We start from the raw sequence: 20,964 nt of genomic DNA on the forward strand, positions 1-20,964 counted from the left end.
TGCGTCGGCGCCCTTTCCGGCCGGGATAAGACGAAAGACAGGGGAACACGATGTCTGAAAAACCGCTGATCGCGATTACGGGCGCCAGCTCCGGTATAGGCGAGGCCGTTGCGCGGGCCTTCTCCAAGGCCGGCCATCCGCTTCTGCTGATCGCCCGCCGACTCGACCGGCTCGAGGCGCTCGGCCTGCCGAACGCCGTGCTGAAGAAGGCCGACGTGCGCGACCGTGCTGCACTTGCCGGCGCAGTCGGCGAAGCCGAGGCGAAATTCGGCCCGGTCGACATGATGTTTGCTAATGCCGGCATTGCGCGGCTCGGCGACATCGCCCGCCAGGCGCCCGAGGAATGGGACGAAATGATCGACATCAACACCAAGGGCGTGATGAACAGCGTGCATGCGGTGCTCACAGGCATGATCTCGCGGAAGCATGGAACGCTGGTGATGATGAGCTCGATTGCCGGACGCAAGGTTTATCCGGACCATACGGTCTATTGCGGCACGAAGTTCTTCGTCCACGCGGTCTCGGAAAGTTTGCGGGAGTATCTGGCGCCACACGATCTGCGCGTCATCGTCGTCTCCCCCGGCATCATCGATACGGAGGTGCTGGATCACGTGAAGGACGAAACGACCCTTGCCAATTACAAGGCGAACAAGGCGGCGATCGGCGGCGGCATTTCGGCTGACGTGGTCGCGGACCTCATCCTCGACGCCTATCAGCTGCCGCAACGCGCGATCGTCCAGGAAATCGTCATCACGCCGACCCGCCAGAAATACTGACGCAGCAAAGACATCGCCCGCGACAGGGGCGGACAAACGGATAATGGAGTACGACCGATGGCGACCGTGGAATATCAACGAATTGGCAAGTCCTTCGGCGCCGTCACGATCATGCGCGACATCTCCTTCCGGATCGAGGACCACGAATTCGTGGTCCTGCTCGGACCATCGGGCTGCGGCAAGACGACCTTGCTCAGAATGACGGCCGGCCTCGAATCCGTCAGCGAAGGCGACCTCATGATCGGCGGCAAGCGCGTCAACGACGTGCATCCGCGTGACCGTTCGATCGCGATGGTCTTCCAGAACTACGCGCTCTATCCGACGATGAAGGTCTATGACAACATCGCCTTCAGCCTGGAAGTGGCGAAGATTCCGGTCGCGGACATAAAGAAGCGGGTGGAATGGGCCGCTGCGACCCTCAATCTCACCGCTTATCTCGACCGCTACCCGAAGGAGCTCTCCGGCGGCCAGCGGCAACGCGTCGCCATGGGCCGTGCCATGGTGCGCGAGGCGGAGGTGTTCCTGTTCGACGAGCCGCTTTCGAATCTCGATGCCAAGCTGCGCGCCCATATGCGAACGGAGATCCGCCAGCTGCACAACCGGCTGAAGACCACCACCATCTACGTGACACACGACCAGATCGAGGCCATGACCATGGCCGACAAGATCGTCGTCATGCGCGCCGGCAAGATCGAGCAGATCGGCTCGCCCGACGACGTCTATGACCGGCCGGCCAGCAAATATGTCGCCGATTTCATCGGATCCTCTTCCATCAACTTTCTCCCCGGAACCGTGGTCGTCGGCAATGGCGCTCCTGCCGTCGATACGGCGACCGGTCGCGTGACGGTCGAGGAGTCTTCCGCTCTAAAGCCGGGCCAGAAGGTCGTGCTGGGCCTGCGCCCGACAGACGTGGTTGTCGATGCCGATGGTCCGCTTGTAGCCAAGGCGATCCTCACCGAGCGGCTCGGCCACGACGCGCAGCTCTTCTGCGAGGGCCCTGAGGGGAGTTTTGTCGCCGTCGTCGACAAGGCGGCGCGTTTCTCGGAAGGCGCCGAGATCCGCTTCGCGATCCCACCTTCCAAGGTGCACGTTTTCGATGCCGAAACCGAGATCCGCATCTGACTGCTGCGGACCGGACTTCACGCTACTGATTGACTGGAGCCGGCCGCTGCGCGCGGTGCCGGCAAGGAAAGGAACTGCCATGAAATCGCGCTGGTCGGACTCCGAGTTCACCTCAATCATCGAGGCCTATGTTGCCAAGGGCGTCAATCGCGACCTCGCCATCCGCACCTATACGACCCGGCTGCTCGGCTCAGATCCGGAACTGGTGCTGCACGGCGGCGGAAACACCTCGGTCAAGACCACGTTCAAAGAAATGGATGGCACCGAGGTGAGCGTGCTCTGCGTCAAAGGCAGCGGATGGGATATGGGGACGATCGAGCCGCAGGGTCTGCCGGCCGTACGCTTGCAGCCTCTGCAGGCCATGATCGATTTCGAGACGCTCTCCGACGACGACATGGTGATGCTTCAACGCCGCCTGCTTGTCGATCCCGGCGCGCCCAATCCGTCGGTCGAGGCCATTCTGCACGCAATCCTGCCCTTCCGGCACATCGACCATACCCATGCGAACGCGATCGTCTCGCTCACGAATCAGCCGCATGGCGAAGATCTCATCCGTGAGCTCTTTCCCGAATCGATCATCGTTCCCTATGTGATGCCGGGCTTCGATCTGGCAAAGGCTTGTGACGCCGCCTTCAAGGCAAATCCGACGGGCGACGGCATGATCCTGTTGAAGCACGGCATCTTCACCTGGTCGGATGACCCGCGTGAGGCCTATGAGGACATGATAGCCAAGATCGACAAGGCCGAGCGGCACCTGTCCCGAGGCAGGCTGAAGCCCTTCAAGGGCATCGCCGTTCCCGGAGCCCTTGCCTCCGCCGCGGATATCGCGCCGATTCTGCGCGGCTCGCTGGCGATCGACACCGGTATCGAAGGCGCCCCGCGGCGCTTCGTCCTCGAACACCGTACGAGCGAGAAGATACTCGACTTCTGCAACGCCGAAAATATCGAGAGCCTGGTGCGCCGCGGCAATGCGACGCCGGAACACGTGATCCATATCAAGCGCTTCGGCGTGGCTCTGCCCGCGCCCGAGAAGAACAGGCTCGGCGAATGGGCGGAGAAGGCAAGGGAGGCGGTCGCCGCCTATGAGGCCGACTACAAGGCGTATTTCGAGCGCAACAATGCCCGCGTCGGCGGCGGCAAGCACATGCTCGACCCGAAGCCGCGCGTGTTCTATGTCGCCGGCATCGGCCTCTTCGCCGCCGGCGCGGCGCGAAAGAACGCGCTGGTCGGAGCCGACGTGGCGGAGGCGACCGTCGATGTCATCACCAAGGCGGAAGGCATCGAGGCTTTCGAGGCGCTCTCGGAGGCCGATCTCTTCGATATCGAATACTGGTCGCTCGAGCAGGTGAAGCTGTCAAAGGTGCAGGAAAAGCCTTTGACGCGGCAGGTGGCGATCGTCACCGGCGCCGCAAGCGGGCTCGGTCTTGCCGTGGCCGAGGCCCTGAAGGCAGAGGGTGCCGAACTGGCACTGTTCGACATTTCCGAGGGCGCGTTGAATGCGGCGGCAAAAAAGCTGGACGCGCTGCCTGTCCTCTGCGACGTGACCAGCCCGGAAGCTGTCGACGCGGCGGTCACCAAGGTCGCGCAGCACTATGGTGGCGTCGATATCCTGATCTCGAATGCGGGTGCCGCCTTTCAGGGCAAGCTGCTCGGCGTCGAGGAGGCGACCTTCCGAAGGGCCTTCGATCTCAATTTCTGGAGCCATCATTATGTAGCGCGCGCGGTAGTGCGCGTCATGGAACAGCAGAAGACGGGCGGCGCGCTGGTCTTCAACGTCTCCAAACAGGCGGTGAATCCTGGGGCCGACTTCGGCCCCTATGGGACCTCCAAGGCGGCACTGATGGCGCTGATGCGGCAGTATGCGATCGAGCACGGCGGTTCCGGCATAACCTCCAACGCCGTCAATGCAGACCGTATCCGGACCGGCCTGATGACCGACAAAATGGTCGAGGAACGCTCGAAGGCGCGCGGCCTGACACCGGAGGACTATATGCGCGGCAACATGCTCCGCCGCGAAGTGACCGGCGCCGATGTGGCAGCGGCCTTCGTGCATCTTGCCAAGGCTCGCACCTCAACCGGAGCGGTCGTCACCGTCGACGGCGGCAATGTCGCCGCGATGATGCGCTGAGGGAACGGAGGAGGACGAAGATGGCAATGATCCTCATTCTCGGAGCTGGCGTGATGGGCACTGCCTTGGCCGTGCCGGCAAGCGACAATGGCCATAAGGTGCTGCTGGCCGGCACGCCGCTCGATGCAGTGCCGGTTGCCCGGATGAAAGCGGGCGGAACCCATCCGAAGCTCGACGCACCGCTTTCCGAAAAGGTGACGATCCTCGCTGACGAGGAACTCGGTGCGGAACATGCCGAGGCGGCCGATCTTGTCGTCGTCGGCGTCAGCAGCCCGGGCATCGCCTGGGCGGTTAACCGGCTGAATGGCCTGCTGCGCTCGAAAAAGGCGGTCGCCTTCGTCACGAAGGGCCTCGACCGCGAGGGCGAACGGATCGTCACCTATGCCGAGACGCTGCTGGCGCAGATCGCCAATATGGAAAGCTTCATCGGCATCGGCGGCCCCTGCATCGCGCGCGAGCTTGCCAACCGCTACCCGACATCCAGCATCTATGCCAGCCGCGACCGGGCGGCGGCCGCCTTTGCCGCGGGCCTGATGCGGGCGCCCTTTTACCGTCTTGCGCTCAGCGAGGATGTAACCGGCGTCGAGGCCTGCGCGGCGCTCAAGAACTTCTTCGCGATCGGCGTGAGCGCCATGCAAACGCGATATCCGGACAGGCTGCGCGCCGATTGCCAGTCGAGGAACCCGACGGCGGCAGCCTTCAACCAGGCAGCGCAGGAAATGGCGCTGCTCTGCGAACGGATTGGCGGCAGCCGTGCTTCCGCCTTCGACCTCGCCGGGATCGGCGATCTGCATGTGACGGTCGGCGGCGGGCGCAATAGCCGGCTGGGTCACGGCCTCGGCCTTGGCCACACCGTTTCTGAGGTTATGGCGGGCGAGCTCGGCGGCGAAACGGTCGAGGGTATCGACACCGCACGGATCGTCGGCTCGCTGCTCCGGCAAATCGACAATGCCGCTACCCTCTTGCCTCTCGCAACTGCCATCACGACGGCCGTACTGGACGGTGGTGCATTCTCCTTCGACTTCCAAAGGATTTAGAGCAATCGCCGGAAAGCGTTAACGGTTCCGTGCGCAAGTGCGTCACCTCGAACGGCTGGAGCGTTTCAGCGTTTCAATGAGACTCTGAAACGCTTTGGGCTACAGCCAGCCCTCAAGCTCGCGGCGCACCACATGGTTGAGCACGGCCATGCCTTCGGGACTGTCGTTCAGGCAAGGTATATGGGCGAATTTCTCGCCGCCGTTATGGTGGAAGCTCTCGGCGGCCTGGCCGGCGATCTCTTCGAGCGTCTCCAGACAGTCGGAAACGAAGCCCGGATTGATGACGGCGATCCGCTTCACGCCTTCCTTGGCCAGTCTTTCCACGGTGGCGTCCGTATAGGGCTGCAGCCACTCTTCCGGGCCGAAGCGCGACTGGAAGGTGACCTGAAGTCTGTCCTGCGGCCAGCCGAGTTTTTCGCGGAGCAGCCGCGCAGTCTTCTGGCATTGGCAATAATAGGGGTCGCCTTTTTCGAAATAACTCTTCGGGATGCCGTGGAAGGAGGCGAGCACGAGTTCCGGCTCCCAATCGAGAGTCGCGAGATGCTTGTTTATCGAGGTGGCCAGGGCATCGATATAGACCGGGTCGTCGTGATAGGGCGGCACGGTTCTGAGCGCCGGCTGCCAGCGCATCTTGAGCAGGGCCTCGAAGGCCTTGTCGTTGACGGTGGCGGTGGTGGCTGCGGCATATTGCGGATAGAGCGGGAAAACGAGAATCCGCTCGCATCCGGCCTTCTGCAGCGCCTTGACGCGCGACGCGATCGAGGGCTGGCCATAGCGCATCGCCCAGTCGACGACGACCTGCGGCTGGCCGCCAAAGGCCTCGGCCATCAGTGCCGCCTGGTTGCGCGTGTAGGTCCTGAGCCAGCTTTCGTTCAGGTCCTTGTTCCAGATGAGCTCGTAGGCCTTGCCGACCTTGCGCGGCCGGGTGTTGAGCACGATGCCGTAGAGGATCGGATACCAGAAAAGACGCGACCATTCGATCACGCGCCTGTCGCTCAGGAACTCCCTGAGATAGCGGCGCATGGAGGTCACGTCGGTGCCGTCCGGCGTGCCGAGATTTACCAGGAGCACGCCCAGCTTCCCGTAGCCGACGGCGGGGTGTTCGGTGTTCGCATCCATGGCTGTCATCCCGGTTCTCGTGAGGCGGCCGCGCTTCTGCGTGGCTGCGCGGCAGTTTCAAAACCTTCTAAAAAGAAATACCGGCGCGGGAAAGCCCGCGCCGGTCGCAAATGTCGAGGCAAATTGTCTTACTCGGCCGGAATGTCCAGCTCGCGGCCGATTTCGAGCGCCCGCGGCGCCGGATCGCCATTGGCCGACGATATCCGCCTCCATTCGGTGCCGCTGCCGTAGAAGGACTGGGCGAGGTCCCACAGCGTGTCGCCCCGGACGATGACGTGCTTGCGCGGACCTTCGGCTGCGGCCGCTGCCTCGGCCGAAGGCTCCGGGGCTGGGGCGGCCGTTCCGCCTTCGGCCGGCTTTGCGGCGGCTTCCGGATCCGGTGCGGCGCTCGGCGACGCTTCCGGCGCGGCAGCCACTTCTGTTATGCGGCCGTCGGTGTAGGGCTTGAACGGCTGATGCGCCGCAAGATAGTCCGCAAGCACGGTTTCGAGGCCCGGGCCGTAGTCATAGGCGTTCTCGCCCTTGTCCTTGAAGACCGCATACCCATCGCCGCCGCCGCGCATGAAATTGTTGCTGACCAGCGAATAGGTCTTTTCCGGATCGAGTGCTGCGAAGGCGTCGCCCTCCTTGACCTCGACGCTGACGAGGCGGCTGCCGGCGGGCTTCGAACGATCGAAGGAATATTTGAGGCCCGCGACCTGCGGGAAGCGCCCGCCGCCTTCTTCGACCTGGCTGAGCCCGTTTTCCAGGGCTGCGCGGATGTCGGAGCCCTTCAGCTGGAAGGTGGAAAGCGTGTTCTGGAAGGGCAGCACGGTGATGACTTCGCCCATCGTCACGTCGCCGCCGTCGATCGAAGCGCGCAAGCCGCCGCCGTTGGTGATGGCGACCGTCACACCCTGGCCCTTGACGCGATCGAGCATCGCGTCGGCCACGAGGCTGCCCATCTCGCACTCCTTGGCGCGGCAGGTCTCGCGCGATCCGTCGATCGGCGCCTCGGTTTTGGCAATCACTTTCGACCGCAACTCTTCGATGGGCTTGGCGAGTTCCTTGACGCGCGCGACCACGGCCTCGTCCGGCTTTACGGAGGAATCGACGAGGATCGGGTCGCCCTTGGCGGCCTTGACCACGCCGCTGTCGTCGAACGTCACCACGAGATCGCCGAGATATTTACTGTAGGAGCCGGCCTGTACCACCGGCACCTTGTAGCCGCCGGGATTGTCGACCATCGTCGGGTAGGGGCCTTCGGCCTTTTCGTCGGTGTTGGAAAGCAGGCTGTGGGAGTGCCCGCCGACCACCACGTCGACGTCCGGGATCTTGGCGATCGCCGCGAGGTCGCGCGGGTAGCCGACATGGGTGAGCGCGATGATCTTGTTGACGCCCTGCTTTTTGACCTCTTCGATCGCGCTGGTGATCGTCGCCACGTCCTCGCCGATGAGGATGTCCGGCCCGACCGACGAGAGCTCCGGCGTGTCGTTGGCCACTGCGCCGACGATGCCGATCTTCTGCCCGCCGACATCGAGCACGATCGACGGCTTGATCCGGTCGCCGATCTTCGACTTGTGGCTCGGCAGCACATTGGCGGTGACGACCGGGAAAGCGACCTTGTCGAGGAAGCTGGCAAGGCCGTCTTCGGCTTCGTCGAACTCGTGGTTGCCGACGGTCATCGCGTCGAACTTCATCAGGTTGAGGAATTCCGCTTCGGTGGCGCCCTTATAGGTGGTGAAGAAGAGCGAGCCCTGGAAGTTGTCGCCGGCGTTGAGCAGAAGCACGTTCTTGCCCGTCAGTTCCTGGCGCTTCTGGTCTATCAGCGTCTTGAGGCGGGCGACGCCTCCGAAGCACTCGTTCTTGCCCTCTTCCTCGGCCGAGCAGGTCGAATCGAATTTGTTGATCGATTCGATGCGCGAATGAAGGTCGTTGATGTGCAGGATGTTCAATTCATAATCGGCAAAAGCTGCGCCCGACGAGAGCGCGAGAAGGGAAGCGGCAAAGAGGCCCGTCCGCATGTGTCTGATCATGGTCTGCTCCTGTGTGCTGTCGGCCGAGTTCCAGGTAAGACGCGCCGCGCTGTAGCGGATGTTTTCACCAGTCGAGATCGACTTCAAGCCGCAAACGCATGCCTTCTTTGCCGGATTTCAGATAAGGTTAAGCCCACTCGAAGAGAAAAAAGGCCCCGCTGGAGAGCGGGATGAGGAAAAGTGTGCGCGGTTTTCCGCCCGCATCCCGCGTCTCAACTTCTAGGAATCGATCACGTTCATGTTTTTAGGCCGACCCGACCTAAAAACATCGTGATCTAGGGGCCTTGCTCGTGGGGCCGGAGGCCTCAGCCGCGGCGCGCCAGCGAGAACTGTGCGCCGGAGTCCGTCGTACAGTTCAGCTGCGCCGGCGTTGCCAGCGCACAGTTGACCTTGGACTGGGTGTTGCGCACCAGCGACGTCATGTTGATTTCCACCAGCGTCGGGCTGACGTTTACATAGTTGCCGGAGGCGAGAAGCTGGTTCGTGTCGGTCGTGCGCGTCGAGAAGGTACCGCCTGCGAAAGTGGAGACGATGCCGTTCGGATCGACCCAGGAACCCTCGACACCCGTCGCCTGCGGCGCCGAAGACATTGGCCGGAGTTCCCGAGGCTGAGACTGACAGGATGCCAGCGCGGCGGCAGTTGCCAGGAGGGTGAGGATGGCGAATGGCTTCATCGGCGTTTCTCCCGCGTCACGAGTTGAGCGGGATGCGAACGCAAAACCGCTTCATACTTTCCTGTCCCCGCTCTACCGCATAATTGCGCGGATCGGAACCGATCCAGGGGCAATTGTGCGGCGTTTCAAAGCACCGCAGCGACCGTTGTGCGTCTTTTGAGACACGCGGTGCTGCAGTGCGCGAAACATGCCGCGATCATGAGTTGAAAGCAAGAGCGGGCATGCGCGCGGCGCGCTCGACATTCGCAAAAGAAAAGGCCCGGAGCAGGACTGCTCCGGGCCGACAGGGCGTGCTTCGTCGCGTGAACCTCAGCGGACGAGAATGTTCCTGAACTGCCAGGGGTCCTTCGAGTCGATGTCTTCCGGGAAAAGGCCCGGGCGCCCATCGAGCGGTGTCCAGTCGGTGTAGTGCCCCTCGACGGGGCCGAGATAAGGCATCTGCACTTCCAGGCAGCGTTTGTAGTCCATCTCGTCGGCTTCGACGATGCCGGCCTTAGGGTTCTCAAGAGCCCAGACCATGCCGGCAAGAACGGCGCTCGTGACCTGCAGGCCGGTGGCGTTCTGGTAGGGCGCGATGCGGCGGGTTTCCTCCAGGGAGAGACGCGAGCCGTACCAGTAGGCATTCTTGGCATGGCCGTAGAGCAGCACGCCGAGCTCGTCGACCCCGTCTACGAGCTCATGCTCGTCCAGGACGTGCAGTTCCGGCTGCGCCTTGCCGCCGTTGCCGAACATCTCGTGCAGCGAGAGAACGGCATCGTTGGCCGGATGATAGGCGTAGTGGCAGGTCGGGCGGTAGGAGACCTCGCCGTCCTTGTCGCGGACGGTGAAGAAGTCGGCGATCGAGATCGATTCGTTGTGGGTGACGAGGAAGCCGTATTGCGGGCCGGGCGTCGGGCACCAGCTGCGCACGCGGGTGTTGGCACCGGGCTGCTCCAGGTAGATCGCCGCCTTGCAGCCCTTCTTGTGCTTCTTGGCGTTCTTCGGCATCCAGTTCTCGTGGGTGCCCCAGCCGAGTTCGGCCGGCTGCAACCCTTCGGAAATGAAGCCTTCGACCGACCAGGTGTTCCAAAATACATTGAGCGGCTTCGGGTGCTTCGCGCGCTGGGTATCGCGCTCGGCGATGTGGACGCCCTTGACGCCCGCTTTCTTCATCAGCTTCGCCCAGCCTTCACGGTCGTCCTGGTGCGGTTCCTCGTATTTCAGTCCGAGATCGTCGGCGAGGTTGAGGAGGGCCTTCTTGACGAACCAGGAAACCATGCCGGGATTGGCGCCGCAGGTCGAAACGGCGGTCGTGCCGCCCGGGTTCTTTTCCTTTTCGCGGCGAACGGTTTCGCGCAGCGCGTAGTTCGTGCGCGCGGCATTGTCCATTTCCGCGTCGAAGTAGAAGCCGAGCCAGGGCTCGATGACCGTGTCGACGTAGAGCACGTCGAGCTTGCGGCAGAGTTTGATGATGTCGAGCGAAGAGGTGTCGACCGAGAGATTGACGCAGAAGCCCTGGCCGCCGCCTTCGGTCAAAAGCGGCTTCAGCAGTTCCTTGTAGTTGTCCCTGGTGACGGCCGCGCGCACGTGACGCACGCCGTGGCGCACGAAGATCTCCGTGTCCTTGGCATCCTCACGGGGCTCCACCACGATCAACCGGTTCTTGTCGTATTTGAAGTGGCGCTCGATCAGCGGCAGGGTGCCGTGACCGATCGAACCGAAGCCGATCATCACGATCGGGCCGGTGATCTCACCGTAAACCGGGTAGGTGGTGTCTGCCATTTTTGTCTTTCTCCTGAGAAAACGTCCCTGAGCGATGCTTGCATGCGCGCAAAGCGAGCCTCGAATTCCTGGCGGGGCCTGCATGGTCGGGCAGATTCACGCAGGCAACAAGAAGCGCTGCAGCGGCTTTGCACGTCTGGATAGATGCGCGGCGCTGTAGAGCACAGTTTCCTGTCACAATAAAGAGCCGGCCCGTCAACCCGGCACTTGAGACTTTGCTTAACCGGCTGTCTTCGACAGGGTCGCGATGACGGACCGATATGGTCATGATTTCAGGTCGATTCGATCAGAAAACCACGATCCGGGCAGTTTGCCACAAGCACCTCGTGCTATAGTTTCGCGTGCTGATTGATATTTTCCTGGAGCAGCCCGACCGTGACTGGTGATCACCTCAAGGCCCTGATGGGCCTGCAAGCCGCAACACCGGTGTTGATCGCGCTCTATGACCCGCATGATCGACTGCGCTACGCCAATGAAGCCTTTCGGTCCGCCTATCACGTCGGGGAAGACGAGGCGCCGACCTGGGCGGAGATCATGCGTCGCAACCATGCCGCGGGCAGGGGCACCGTCCTCAAGACCGACGACCTCGAAGCCTGGATCGCCGCTACGGTCCACAGGCGCGGCAAGGTGCCGTTCCGCACCGTCGAGACCGATCTCCACGACGGCCGCTGGCTTTGGATGACGGAGACCGTGGACCAGAAAGGCTGGATGCTCTGCATCGCCGTTGACATGACGGACGTACGCGCAGGGGAGCGCAAGCTTCGCCAGGACCGCGATTTCGCCCTGCGTGCCTCGCAGGTGGACGAACTCACCAGCGTGCCCAACCGGCGTTATACGATGGAGAGACTCAATGAGTTCATCCGGAACTGCGCCGAGAACCCGCACATGTGGGGATGCGTGGCGATCATCGACATCGACTATTTCAAGGCGATCAACGATCGCTACGGCCATCACCGGGGCGACGAAGTGCTGCTCGACTTCGCCCGCCAGATGCAGGAGTTCGTCCGGCGCTCCGATTGCTTCGGTCGTATCGGCGGCGAGGAATTCATGCTGATCCTGCCGGACACCACCGTGGGCGAAGCGAATCTCATCCTCGACAGGCTGCTGGACAAGATCCGCAACGCCAGGCCGCTCTCGAACATACCGGAGTTCTTCTACACCTGTTCGGTGGGGCTTGCTGAGTATCGCGAGGGCGACAGCGTCGGCGACATCTATTCACGCGCGGACGAGGCGCTTTACATCGCCAAGCGTGAAGGGCGCGATCGCGTCAAGCGTCATACGCTGCCCGGATCAGACCGTGAGTTCAGCCCGGATCAGACCCCTTAGGGAATTGCCGATGTAAAGACGGCCGCTTGCGAGGTCGGCGGGAGCCAACCGCTCCACCCGTGCCCGCCGCTGGCAGATGAGCTCCGTGCGCAGAACGCCGGCGAGAAGGCCGCAGGCGATCGGCGGCGTCTTCAAGTAACCGCTGCCGTCATCGAGAAAGACCGAAGTTATCGTGCCCTCGCAGACTTCCCCCTTTTCGTTGAGCAGGATCACCTCGTCGGCCTCCGCCGCGGAAAACTCGCTGCGTGCCGCCTCGTAGCGGCTCCGACGCGTGGTCTTCATCCGGAGCAGCCGGTCGTGAGAGTCGAGCCGCGTCGAGGCGATCCGCACCCGCCACGCCGCGCCTTCGGCAAGCGGCACGAATGGTGCCGTCGTCAGGTCGATGCTGCCGTCGCGGTCGAGCGTGAGGCGCACGCGCAGCGGCGCCCGCGCGCCCGAAACGGCTCGCCCCAGCGCCGACTCGGCTGCGGCCGCACCCGTAAAGCCGAGACGCCTGGCGGAGCGCGTCAGCCGCGCCAGGTGCAGCCGCAGCCTCGTGAAGCCATGCTCCGGTTCGTAGCGCAGCGTCTCGATCAGGGAAAAACCGGTCATCGGGCGATCTCGGCATCGCCGACGGCAAAGCGGGCCTTCAACAGGCATTCCTCGTACTCTGCCTCGGCCTTGGAATCGAAGACGATGCCGCCGCCGACATTGAACACAGCCCGGCCCCCGGTAAAGAGGGATATGGTGCGGATCGCGACATTGAAGCGCATCGTGCGGTTCGGGGCGATGTAACCGATCGCGCCGCAATAGGCGTCACGCGGCCCGGACTCCAGATCGTGCAGTATTTCCATCGCCCGCATCTTCGGCGCGCCGGTAACGGAGCCGCAGGGAAAGAGCGCAGCGAATATGTCGGCGATGCCGATATCGGGCAGAAGCTTCGCCCTGACGTGGCTGACCATCTGGTGGACCGTCGGATAGGTCTCGATGTCGAAGAGCTTAGGCACGTCGAGTGTGCCGACTTCGGTGACGCGGGAGATGTCGTTGCGCAGAAGGTCGACGATCATGCGGTTTTCGGCCTGCGTCTTCTCGTCGGCACGCATCGCTGCGATGATCGCGTCATCCTCATCAGGGCTCGAGCCGCGCCGCGCTGTGCCCTTCATCGGATGCGTCTCTATCCAGCCGTCGGCGTCGACCCGGAAGAAAAGCTCGGGCGAGCGCGACAGCAGGACCGGACCGTCGAGGGCGACGAGTGCGCCGTATTTGACCGGCTGACGCTCGATCAGCGACCAGAAGGCGGCGAGCGGATCGCCGGACCAGCGCGCGTGGATCGGCATGGTCAGGTTCGCCTGGTAGCAATCGCCCTGGCGCAGGTGCCGGTGCAGCTTTTCGAAGCGCTGGCGATAAGCAGGAAAATCCCAGCCGGCGCGAGGCTCCAGGAGGAAGGGTTCGTTTTCGGTGCGCCGCTGCGGCACCGCAAGCGGATGGTCCTCCGCCGGCGCGTCGAAGACGCCGAAGGACATCAGCGGTGTTTCCCGGTTCTCCGGCGCGAAGGAGGCCAGTTTCTTCTCGAAAAGATGGCCCGCTTCGTAGGCCATGAAGCCCGCGATCCATTTGCCGGCACGATGGGCCGCGTCGATTTCGCCAAGACCGCGGTGGAACTCAGCCCTCGTCCGTGCCGTGATGACGCGTAAAGGCTCGGCGAAAACCGTCGTGCGGTTCTCGCTGTCGTCCCGGAAGAGGACATAGGGCGCGTGTTCGATCATCGAGGTCGGTCGCTGTCAATTCGGTCCGACGGGGCCACCAAGGCCCGAGCGGGTCACGCCTTATCAAGCGCCTCCAGTTCGTCGATGAGCCCTTCAATCATCGACAGGCCCTGTGCCCAGAACGACGGATCGGTGGCGTCGAGCCCGAAGGGCGCCAGAAGTTCGGAATGATGCTTCGTGCCGCCCGCCTTCAGCATCTCGAAATACTTCTCCTGGAAGCCGCGCTCGGCGTTCTGATAGACGGCATAGAGGGAGTTCACCAGGCAATCGCCGAAGGCATAGGCATAGACGTAGAAGGGCGAATGGATGAAGTGGGGGATATAGGCCCAGTAGGTCTCGTAGCTCTCAGAAAGCCGGATCGCCGGGCCGAGGCTTTCGCTCTGCACCGACAGCCATATCCGCCCCAGGTCCTCGGCCGTCAGTTCGCCTTCCTTGCGAGCCGTATGCACCTTGCGCTCGAAATCGTAGAAGGCGATCTGCCGGACGACCGTGTTGATCATGTCCTCGACCTTCTGCGCAAGCATCGCCTTGCGCTCGCGCTTGTCCTTCGTCCGGTCGAGGAGCGCGCGGAAGGTGAGCATCTCGCCGAACACGGATGCGGTTTCCGCAAGCGTCAGCGGCGTCGAGGCCATCAGCGCGCCCTGCGCGCCCGCAAGGACCTGATGGACGCCGTGCCCGAGTTCGTGAGCGAGCGTCATCACGTCGCGCGGCTTGCCCATGTAGTTGACCAGAACATAGGGGTGCACGGAAGGGACGGTCGGATGCGCGAAAGCGCCCGGCGCCTTGCCGGGTCGCACCGGCGCGTCGATCCAGCCATCGTCGAAGAAGCGCCGCGCGATCGCCGCCATTTCCGGGGCGAAGGCGTGATAGGCGGAAAGGACCGTGTCCCTGGCTTCGTTCCAGGGAATAAGCGCGTTCGGCGTTTCCGGCAGAGGCGCGTTCCGGTCCCAGAAATCCATCTGCTCCATGCCGAGCCACTTGGCCTTCATCGCATAGTAGCGGTGCGAGAGCCGGGGGTAGGCGGCCTTTACCGATGCGGCCAGAGCATCCACGACCTCACGCTCCACCCGGTTGGCGAGATGGCGGCTGTCGGCGATATCCTCGAAACCGCGCCAGCGGTCGGAGATTTCCTTGTCCTTTGCAAGCGTATTGGTGACGAGGGTAAAGGTGCGGATATTCGCCTTGAAGGTCTCCGCAAGCGCGAGCGCGGCCTTCTTGCGCACCTCGACCGAAGGGTCCTGCAGAAGGTTGAGCGTCACTTCCAGCGGCTGCTCCTTGCCGTCCACCGAAAAGGTCAGCGATGCGATCGTCTCGTCGAAGAGCCGGTTGAAGGCGTTTGCGCCGGTCATCGACTTTTCGAGGAAAAGCTGCTCCAGCCTGTCGTCGAGCTGATAGGGCTTGTCCTTGCGCAGGTCCAGAATCCAGGGCCGATAGTGGGCGGCAAGGCTGTCGGTCGTGAGGGCGTCGTCGATCACCTTGTCGTCGATGCGGTTGAGTTCCAGCGAGAAGAACAGGAGATGCGCCGATATGTCGGTAAGCTTCGACTGGACGTCGCCGTAGAGCTTTCCGTTCGCCGGATTGGACGTATCGGAAAAATAGGTAAGTCCGGCAAAGGAGGCGATGCGGCCCATGAGGTCGTCCAGCGCCTCGAATTCCTTCACGGCCGCGCCGATGCCCTGATCACCGGTTCGGCCGGCAGCCTCCTTCAGCTTGCCCTTCCACTTCGCTTCGAAGGCGATCGCGTCGGCATCCGCCTTCGCGAGGTCCGAGCGGAATTCCTCGGAAGAGGGTGAGAGGTAGAGGTCCGTGAGCCGCCAGGACGGCAGCTCGCCGAGCTCGGCCGGCGCCGCGGTAGCCTGATCGGCCCCCGAGTTGACCAGCGTGGCGCGCAGGAGGGATTGCCCGGAGGCGGCGAGACGTGGCGAGGCAAAATTCATCGTCGGTTCTCTCGTTTTGAACAGGCCTTAACCCTGAAGCGAGGCAACGGCATGGCGCCCATTGCTACCGCCCGCGATGGATAAAATGCAAGCATTTCTCAAAACAGGATGTTCAGCCGTTTGTGGGACGAATGGCCGGTATGATTTGGCACATGATGCTGGCCAAAAGTACCCCGCGTGTCCCAAGCAGGAGGCTTTCGTGACATCCCATATTCTTGTCATCGACGACGATCCGGTGCAGCGGCGGCTGCTGACGAACATGATCGAGCGGCTGGGCCATGTCGCGCATCTCGCCGACAACGGGCGCAGCGGGCTCGAACTCCTGCAGCGCAAAGGCGGCATCATCAACGTCATCCTGCTCGATCTTCTGATGCCGGAAATGAACGGGCACGGCCTTCTCGAGGCGCTCGCCGAGCGTGGCATCGACATCCCGGTCATCGTCCAGACAGGGCAGGGCGGCATCGAGACGGTGGTCCAGGCGATGCAGGCCGGCGCCTTCGATTTCCTCGTCAAGCCGGTTTCGCCGGAGCGGCTGTCGATCGCCTTGGGCAACGCACTGAAGATGGCGAGTCGTGACGGCAAGGTCAAAACCGCGCGGCGTCCGCGTGGCGGGGCCGTCGGTTTCGACGATATCGTCTCGGCGAGCCCGGCGATGATCCGCGTCATCGATCTCGCGCGCCGCGCTGCTCAGTCGAACATCCCGATCGTGCTCGAGGGCGAGTCGGGCGTCGGCAAGGAAATGGTGGCCCGCGCCATCCAGGCGGCGAGCGACCGGGCGGCGAAGCCTTTCGTCACCGTCAATTGCGGCGCGATCCCCCACAATCTCGTCGAGAGCATTCTCTTCGGCCATGAGAAGGGAGCGTTTACGGGCGCGAGCGAAAAGCACAGCGGCAAGTTCGTCGATGCCGACGGCGGCACCCTCTTTCTGGACGAAATCGGCGATCTTCCGCTCGACGTACAGGTCAAGCTGCTGCGCGCCGTCCAGCAGGGCGAGATCGAGACGATCGGGGCGCGTCAGCCGCAGAAGGTGAATGTGCGCCTCATCTCGGCCACCAATAAGGACCTTATCACCGAGGTTCGCGAGGGCCGGTTCCGCGAAGATCTCTACTATCGGCTGAACGTCTTCCCGATCACCATTCCGGCGCTGCGCCGGCGCAAGGAGGATATCCCCGTTCTGGTACGCGCCTTCGTCGAGCGCTTCTCCGCCGAGCAGAGACTCGATCAGCGGCTGACGGTATCGAGCGGTGCCATGGCGCTGCTGACGTCCTATGACTGGCCGGGCAATATCCGCCAGCTCGAAAACGCGATCTTCCGCGCCGTCGTGCTTGCTGACGGCCACGAACTCACGGTCAGGGATTTTCCGCAGGTCGCCACCCAGATACCGGGCTACATCGTTGCCGACCGCTCCGGTCTCTCCTGGGGGGAAGCCGGCCCGGAACGTCGTCCCGCCTCCGGTCAGCTCGCCGCCGCCCAGGCCGATGCCGGCGCGCGGGAACAACCGGCGCATTCCGAGCAGACCCCGGAAGGCCGTCTGGAGAACGCCATCGCCAGCCTCAGCGAAGGCGGCGAGGTCAGGAAGCTCGCCGAGGTCGAGGAGGAACTGATTCGGTTTGCCCTGAAATTCTACCGCGGCCAGATGAGCCAAGTGGCGCGCAAATTGGGAATCGGGCGCTCGACTCTCTATCGCAAACTCAAGGATTACGGCATCGATCCCGACAATCCCCTGCGTGAAGCGGCATAAAATCGACGCATTCACACCTCATTTGCCGTGCAAATCGTTCACCGCCGTTTAGACCTTGTTAGCAAACTGTTCACTATATTATAAGGGGCGGTGAACACTGTGGCATAATTGCCATGCTGTCACCTTATTTGACAGTCATCTGAGACAGCAAAGCACGGTTGTCCGTCGGACGGGGATTGAATGCCAAATTTGTTCGGTTTGGAGGAACCAGTCGGTTCCTTTGCGCGCAGACTCTGCTCGGCGGTCGCTCGAAAGGCGCCCCAGGTCCTGGCGTCCATCGCGCTGGTTTGCTCCCTTGTCACACCCGGCATGGCGCCTCCGGTCGAGGCCGCCGGCCAGACACGCACCCTCAAGCTCTATTTCATCCACACCAAGGAAAAGGCGCAGATCACCTACAAGCGCAACGGTCGCTACGATCAGAAGGGTCTGCAGCAGATCAATCGCTTCCTGCGCGACTGGCGGCGAAACGAGCCGACCAAAATGGACCCGCGCCTGCTCGATCTCGTCTGGGAAGTTTACCAGAAGAGCGGTTCGCGCGACTACATCCATGTCGTTTCCGCCTATCGCTCCCCCGCCACGAACGGCATGCTGAGGTCGCGGTCGAAGGGCGTCGCGAAGAAGAGCCAGCACATGCTCGGCAAGGCGATGGACTTCTATATACCGGACGTGAAGCTCAAGACGCTGCGCGAGGTCGGCATGAAGTTCCAGGTGGGCGGCGTCGGCTATTATCCGACTTCCGGTTCGCCCTTCGTCCATATGGACGTCGGTGGCGTGCGAGCCTGGCCGCGCATGACGCGCAACGAACTCGCGCGGCTCTTCCCGGACGGCAAGACCATGCATATTCCCTCCGACGGCAGGCCGCTGCCGGGCTATGAGCAGGCGGTGGCCGATTACAAGCGCCGCGTCGGCGCATCGGCGATCGAGGTCGCAGGCGGCGGCGCCAAGGGTCCGGGCGATACCGGCAAGCGCCGCAACCTGTTCGCTGCGCTCTTCGGCGGAGGCGGCGACGAGGATGAAGAACCCGCGGCAATCGCTGCCGGCGGCGCCGAAGAGGAAGCTCCGGCCAAGGTTCAGACCGCATCCGCGCCGGCGGCCCGGGATGCGCTTCCCGGCGTTGCCGGTTCCACCGCGGCGCCTGCCGAACAGGATATCAACGCACCGGTGCCGGCCGTGCGACCGGCATTCAAGGAAACCCCGGCTGATGGCGGCGTAGCGGTTGCACTCGTCGCGCCGGAGAAGAACAGTGCCCAGGAGGCGCTGGCAGCCGCCATGCAGCCGACGACGGCCGTGCCTTCGGAATTCGCGGATCTGAGCGCGCTCAAGGTTCCGGTTCCGCAAATGCTCGACCGTCGCGACATGAACGCTCTGATCGCCAACGAGACGCTCGTCGCCTCCGCCGACGGCCAGGCTCAGGAGTTCGGCTTCGTGCCGGTGCCTGGAATGCGTCCGGCCGGCGAAGAGGCACTCGCGGCCGTGGCTCACGCCGAGGTCACTATTCCCGCTTCCGCGGATCGGCCTGCGCTCGCTTCCGCGGCACAGCCGCCGGCAGCCGGCACACGCGTGGCCCTCGCCGCGCCGACCAGCGAGGATCGGACGCCTGCATTTTCTCCGGCGATCGAGGTCGCCGCCTATGCGCCGCAGCCGGGTTCCGCTTCACGTGAGGCGATCTTCGACAGCGTCTTCGACACGGAGGCCGACGCTCCCTCGAAGGGCGCACGTCCCAAGAGGCAGGATGCCGAGGCGAAGAGCCGGTCTTCTGTCCGCACGGAACCTAAACTGACGAAGAAGATCATTTCCGAGTGGGCACTTTCGGCGGGCCGTGTGGCGACCCTGTCGAAGCCGGTCAAGGCGCCGCGCTTCGTCAGCAAGTCGCTCCGCGTCGCTCCGACGACCGTTTATGCGGCCGGCTTTACCAGCAATAGCGGAGCGGTCGATACGGCGCGCTTCAGCGGCAGCGCCGTCAACTTCATGGAAGTGAAGAAGTTCAGCACAAACTGAACCTTCGCTTGCCGCCTAAACATAAAAAGCCCGCCAGGTCAGTCCGCCGGCGGGCTTTTTGCTGAGTCGTCAGGCTGCGTCCTCGGCTTCGACGGCAGGGATCATGCCCAGCGCCTGCAGATAGGTGTCGAGAATCGCTTCCTGTTCCATGCGCTCGTCGGCGTCCTGCTTGCGGATCGATATCACCTTGCGCAGGATCTTGGCATCGAAGCCCATCGATTTTGCCTCGCCATAGACATCCTTGATGTCGTCGGCGATGGTCTTCTTCTCTTCTTCCAGCCGTTCGATCCGTTCGATGAAAGCGCGAAGCTGGTCGCGGGCAATGCCGTGAGCATCCGACATGGTCGTCTCCTTGTGGGGATGAATTTTCCGGGTGGTGTGAACTGCCGTGAACGGCCGCCGAGGTCAAGGGCGATTGCGCAACAACACAGGCATTTCCCGCGCAGGTCCTACTCCTTCGGGCGATTGCGCTCGAACGCGGCTTTCTGCTCGGGCGAGGCCTCACCCTGATTCTGCGTCCGCCATTCCTCATAGGGCATGCCGTAGACGATCTCCCGGGACTCCTCCTTGCTCATCGGCACGCCGGAAGCCTCCGCCGCCTCGCGATACCAATTCGACAGGCAATTGCGGCAGAAGCCGGCGAGGTTCATCAGGTCGATGTTCTGGACGTCGCTGCGTTCGCGCAGATGCTCGAGCAGCCGGCGGAAGGCCGCGGCCTCGAAAGCGGTGCGCTGTTCCGGGCTGATTTCGCTCATCGGTGTGGCCTCCTCTTCTTCAGTCGCTGTAAGCACCCGTACGGGACGGGTGGCGATGGTAGGCATGAAGCTCCGGCAGACCGTTGAGCGCCGCAAGGATGGGCGTCAGACGTTCCGCCCAGGCGGCGGCGCCCGCGGCATCGGCGATCAGGTCCTGGCGGACCTCTATCAGCGCATGCGCAATCCCGGGAGCCATGCAGTGCCGGTACATGGTATCGCCACGCAGCGCACCGTCATAGGGCTCGTTGTTGCCGACGACGATGTCGCCGGCCGCCTCCAGCCGTTCGATCAGCGGAAACACGGCGCGAGGGTCGTTGTCCCAGAGAACCGAGGCATGCCAGGGGCGTGCCACGCCCTTCCAGAAGGGCGTGAAGGAATGCAGGGAGATGACGAGAGGCGCTCTTCCGCCGGCGGCGGCGGACCGGGCGATGGTCTCGGATACGGCCTCGTGATAGGGGCGGTGAAAGCGCCTTATGCGGTTCTGCCACTCCTCGTCCGAGATCGGGTGGTTGCCCGGAACGATCGCGCCATCGGAAATCTTCATGATCAGGGTGGGGTCGTCTTCGCCGCGATTCGGATCGATCAGGAGGCGCGAGAAACAGCCGAGCACGGCCGGCGCGTCAAGTGCGGCCGACAATTGCCGCGTCAGCGGTTCGATGCCAATATCGTAGGCGATGTGACGCTCGAAGGCGCTTTCGGGCAGGCCAAGCCGGCCATATTCCGGCGGCAGCCGGTTCATTGCATGGTCGGCAACCAGCACGAGACCCTTTGCCGGATCGCCCCCGGTGATCTCGTAAGGAGAGTAGTGCTGCATTCCGCTCCTGCCAGGC

17 protein-coding genes are annotated in these 20,964 nt (G+C 63.2%); 7 read left to right on the forward strand and 10 right to left on the reverse strand.

Annotation, left to right across the window (positions count from 1 at the left end; genetic code table 11):
- Positions 1-50: 50 nt before the first annotated feature.
- From M1D34_RS00930 to M1D34_RS00945, 4 genes are all read left to right on the forward strand, one after another.
- On the forward strand, positions 51-776 hold the full coding sequence (locus M1D34_RS00930) for an SDR family oxidoreductase (protein ID WP_498780248.1): 726 nt from the start codon (positions 51-53) through the stop codon (positions 774-776).
- 57 nt (positions 777-833) lie between these two features.
- Positions 834-1,898 carry an ABC transporter ATP-binding protein gene (locus M1D34_RS00935; protein WP_498780250.1) on the forward strand — a complete coding sequence of 355 codons (1,065 nt, stop codon included), beginning with the start codon at positions 834-836 and terminating at the stop codon, positions 1,896-1,898.
- A 79-nt stretch (positions 1,899-1,977) separates the two neighbouring features.
- Positions 1,978-4,026: a bifunctional aldolase/short-chain dehydrogenase gene (locus tag M1D34_RS00940; RefSeq protein ID WP_498780252.1), complete on the forward strand. Its 2,049-nt coding sequence runs from the start codon at positions 1,978-1,980 to the stop codon at positions 4,024-4,026.
- 20 nt (positions 4,027-4,046) lie between these two features.
- Positions 4,047-5,063: a 2-dehydropantoate 2-reductase N-terminal domain-containing protein gene (locus tag M1D34_RS00945; RefSeq protein ID WP_498780254.1), complete on the forward strand. Its 1,017-nt coding sequence runs from the start codon at positions 4,047-4,049 to the stop codon at positions 5,061-5,063.
- A gap of 99 nt (positions 5,064-5,162) precedes the next feature.
- Here the strand turns inward: M1D34_RS00945 and hemH are convergent, their stop codons facing one another.
- The 4 genes from hemH to M1D34_RS00965 all read right to left on the reverse strand — a co-directional run bounded on the left by hemH (position 5,163) and on the right by M1D34_RS00965 (position 10,632).
- Positions 5,163-6,182, reverse strand: coding sequence for a ferrochelatase (gene hemH / locus M1D34_RS00950; protein WP_498780256.1), 1,020 nt, complete (start codon positions 6,180-6,182; stop codon positions 5,163-5,165).
- 128 nt (positions 6,183-6,310) lie between these two features.
- Positions 6,311-8,197 carry a 5'-nucleotidase C-terminal domain-containing protein gene (locus M1D34_RS00955; protein ID WP_498780258.1) on the reverse strand — a complete coding sequence of 629 codons (1,887 nt, stop codon included), beginning with the start codon at positions 8,195-8,197 and terminating at the stop codon, positions 6,311-6,313.
- A 305-nt stretch (positions 8,198-8,502) separates the two neighbouring features.
- Complete coding sequence (gene omp10, locus M1D34_RS00960) at positions 8,503-8,871, reverse strand: outer membrane lipoprotein Omp10 (protein ID WP_003531074.1); 369 nt, start codon at positions 8,869-8,871, stop codon at positions 8,503-8,505.
- A gap of 309 nt (positions 8,872-9,180) precedes the next feature.
- On the reverse strand, positions 9,181-10,632 hold the full coding sequence (locus tag M1D34_RS00965; protein WP_028009801.1) for a homospermidine synthase: 1,452 nt from the start codon (positions 10,630-10,632) through the stop codon (positions 9,181-9,183).
- A 375-nt stretch (positions 10,633-11,007) separates the two neighbouring features.
- Here M1D34_RS00965 and M1D34_RS00970 point away from each other — a divergent pair, with 375 nt between their 5' ends.
- Positions 11,008-11,958 carry a sensor domain-containing diguanylate cyclase gene (locus tag M1D34_RS00970; RefSeq protein WP_164835193.1) on the forward strand — a complete coding sequence of 317 codons (951 nt, stop codon included), beginning with the start codon at positions 11,008-11,010 and terminating at the stop codon, positions 11,956-11,958.
- Here the strand turns inward: M1D34_RS00970 and M1D34_RS00975 are convergent.
- The 3 genes from M1D34_RS00975 to M1D34_RS00985 are packed head-to-tail and all read right to left on the reverse strand — an operon-like array spanning position 11,923 to position 15,640.
- Positions 11,923-12,549 (reverse strand): aminotransferase class IV family protein, encoded by a 627-nt coding sequence (locus M1D34_RS00975; protein WP_498780261.1) that lies wholly within the window; start codon positions 12,547-12,549, stop codon positions 11,923-11,925. The genes M1D34_RS00970 and M1D34_RS00975 overlap by 36 nt on opposite strands.
- Positions 12,546-13,703: an aminodeoxychorismate synthase component I gene (locus M1D34_RS00980; RefSeq protein ID WP_498780263.1), complete on the reverse strand. Its 1,158-nt coding sequence runs from the start codon at positions 13,701-13,703 to the stop codon at positions 12,546-12,548. Before M1D34_RS00980 ends, M1D34_RS00975 begins: the two co-directional genes overlap by 4 nt.
- Positions 13,704-13,756: 53 nt before the next feature.
- The gene (locus M1D34_RS00985; protein WP_498780265.1) at positions 13,757-15,640 is read right to left on the reverse strand and encodes a M3 family oligoendopeptidase; all 1,884 of its coding nucleotides are present in this window, start codon (positions 15,638-15,640) and stop codon (positions 13,757-13,759) included.
- Between the two features lie 199 nt (positions 15,641-15,839).
- On the opposite strand from M1D34_RS00985, the gene M1D34_RS00990 reads away from it, so the two are divergent.
- Positions 15,840-17,381, forward strand: a complete 1,542-nt coding sequence (locus M1D34_RS00990) for a sigma-54-dependent transcriptional regulator (RefSeq protein WP_003531053.1) — start codon at positions 15,840-15,842, stop codon at positions 17,379-17,381.
- Positions 17,382-17,561: 180 nt separating this feature from the next.
- Positions 17,562-19,379, forward strand: coding sequence for a peptidoglycan L,D-endopeptidase MepK (locus M1D34_RS00995; RefSeq protein WP_003531050.1), 1,818 nt, complete (start codon positions 17,562-17,564; stop codon positions 19,377-19,379).
- Positions 19,380-19,448: 69 nt separating this feature from the next.
- Here M1D34_RS00995 and M1D34_RS01000 read toward each other — a convergent pair whose 3' ends face one another.
- From M1D34_RS01000 to M1D34_RS01010, 3 genes are all read right to left on the reverse strand, one after another.
- Complete coding sequence (locus M1D34_RS01000) at positions 19,449-19,721, reverse strand: DUF2312 domain-containing protein (protein WP_010970195.1); 273 nt, start codon at positions 19,719-19,721, stop codon at positions 19,449-19,451.
- 107 nt (positions 19,722-19,828) lie between these two features.
- Entirely contained in the window at positions 19,829-20,134 is a 306-nt protein-coding gene (locus M1D34_RS01005; protein WP_010970194.1) for a DUF1244 domain-containing protein, read from the reverse strand.
- 19 nt (positions 20,135-20,153) lie between these two features.
- The gene (locus M1D34_RS01010; protein ID WP_010970193.1) at positions 20,154-20,948 is read right to left on the reverse strand and encodes an N-formylglutamate amidohydrolase; all 795 of its coding nucleotides are present in this window, start codon (positions 20,946-20,948) and stop codon (positions 20,154-20,156) included.
- Positions 20,949-20,964: the final 16 nt, after the last annotated feature.

The sequence above is a fragment of the Ensifer sp. D2-11 genome, assembly GCF_054161295.1.

Bases quoted from the DNA above. Each gene is read 5' to 3' on its own strand.
- M1D34_RS00975 (WP_498780261.1), bottom strand. From the start codon at position 12,549: ATGACCGGTTTTTCCCTGATCGAGACGCTGCGCTACGAACCGGAGCAT.
- M1D34_RS00930 (WP_498780248.1), top strand. From the start codon at position 51: ATGTCTGAAAAACCGCTGATCGCGATTACGGGCGCCAGCTCCGGTATA.
- M1D34_RS00985 (WP_498780265.1), bottom strand. From the start codon at position 15,640: ATGAATTTTGCCTCGCCACGTCTCGCCGCCTCCGGGCAATCCCTCCTG.
- M1D34_RS01005 (WP_010970194.1), bottom strand. From the start codon at position 20,134: ATGAGCGAAATCAGCCCGGAACAGCGCACCGCTTTCGAGGCCGCGGCC.
- omp10 (WP_003531074.1), bottom strand. From the start codon at position 8,871: ATGAAGCCATTCGCCATCCTCACCCTCCTGGCAACTGCCGCCGCGCTG.
- M1D34_RS00945 (WP_498780254.1), top strand. From the start codon at position 4,047: ATGGCAATGATCCTCATTCTCGGAGCTGGCGTGATGGGCACTGCCTTG.
- M1D34_RS00955 (WP_498780258.1), bottom strand. From the start codon at position 8,197: ATGATCAGACACATGCGGACGGGCCTCTTTGCCGCTTCCCTTCTCGCG.
- M1D34_RS00935 (WP_498780250.1), top strand. From the start codon at position 834: ATGGCGACCGTGGAATATCAACGAATTGGCAAGTCCTTCGGCGCCGTC.
- M1D34_RS01010 (WP_010970193.1), bottom strand. From the start codon at position 20,948: ATGCAGCACTACTCTCCTTACGAGATCACCGGGGGCGATCCGGCAAAG.
- M1D34_RS00965 (WP_028009801.1), bottom strand. From the start codon at position 10,632: ATGGCAGACACCACCTACCCGGTTTACGGTGAGATCACCGGCCCGATC.
- M1D34_RS00940 (WP_498780252.1), top strand. From the start codon at position 1,978: ATGAAATCGCGCTGGTCGGACTCCGAGTTCACCTCAATCATCGAGGCC.
- M1D34_RS00995 (WP_003531050.1), top strand. From the start codon at position 17,562: ATGCCAAATTTGTTCGGTTTGGAGGAACCAGTCGGTTCCTTTGCGCGC.
- M1D34_RS00980 (WP_498780263.1), bottom strand. From the start codon at position 13,703: ATGATCGAACACGCGCCCTATGTCCTCTTCCGGGACGACAGCGAGAAC.
- M1D34_RS01000 (WP_010970195.1), bottom strand. From the start codon at position 19,721: ATGTCGGATGCTCACGGCATTGCCCGCGACCAGCTTCGCGCTTTCATC.
- hemH (WP_498780256.1), bottom strand. From the start codon at position 6,182: ATGGATGCGAACACCGAACACCCCGCCGTCGGCTACGGGAAGCTGGGC.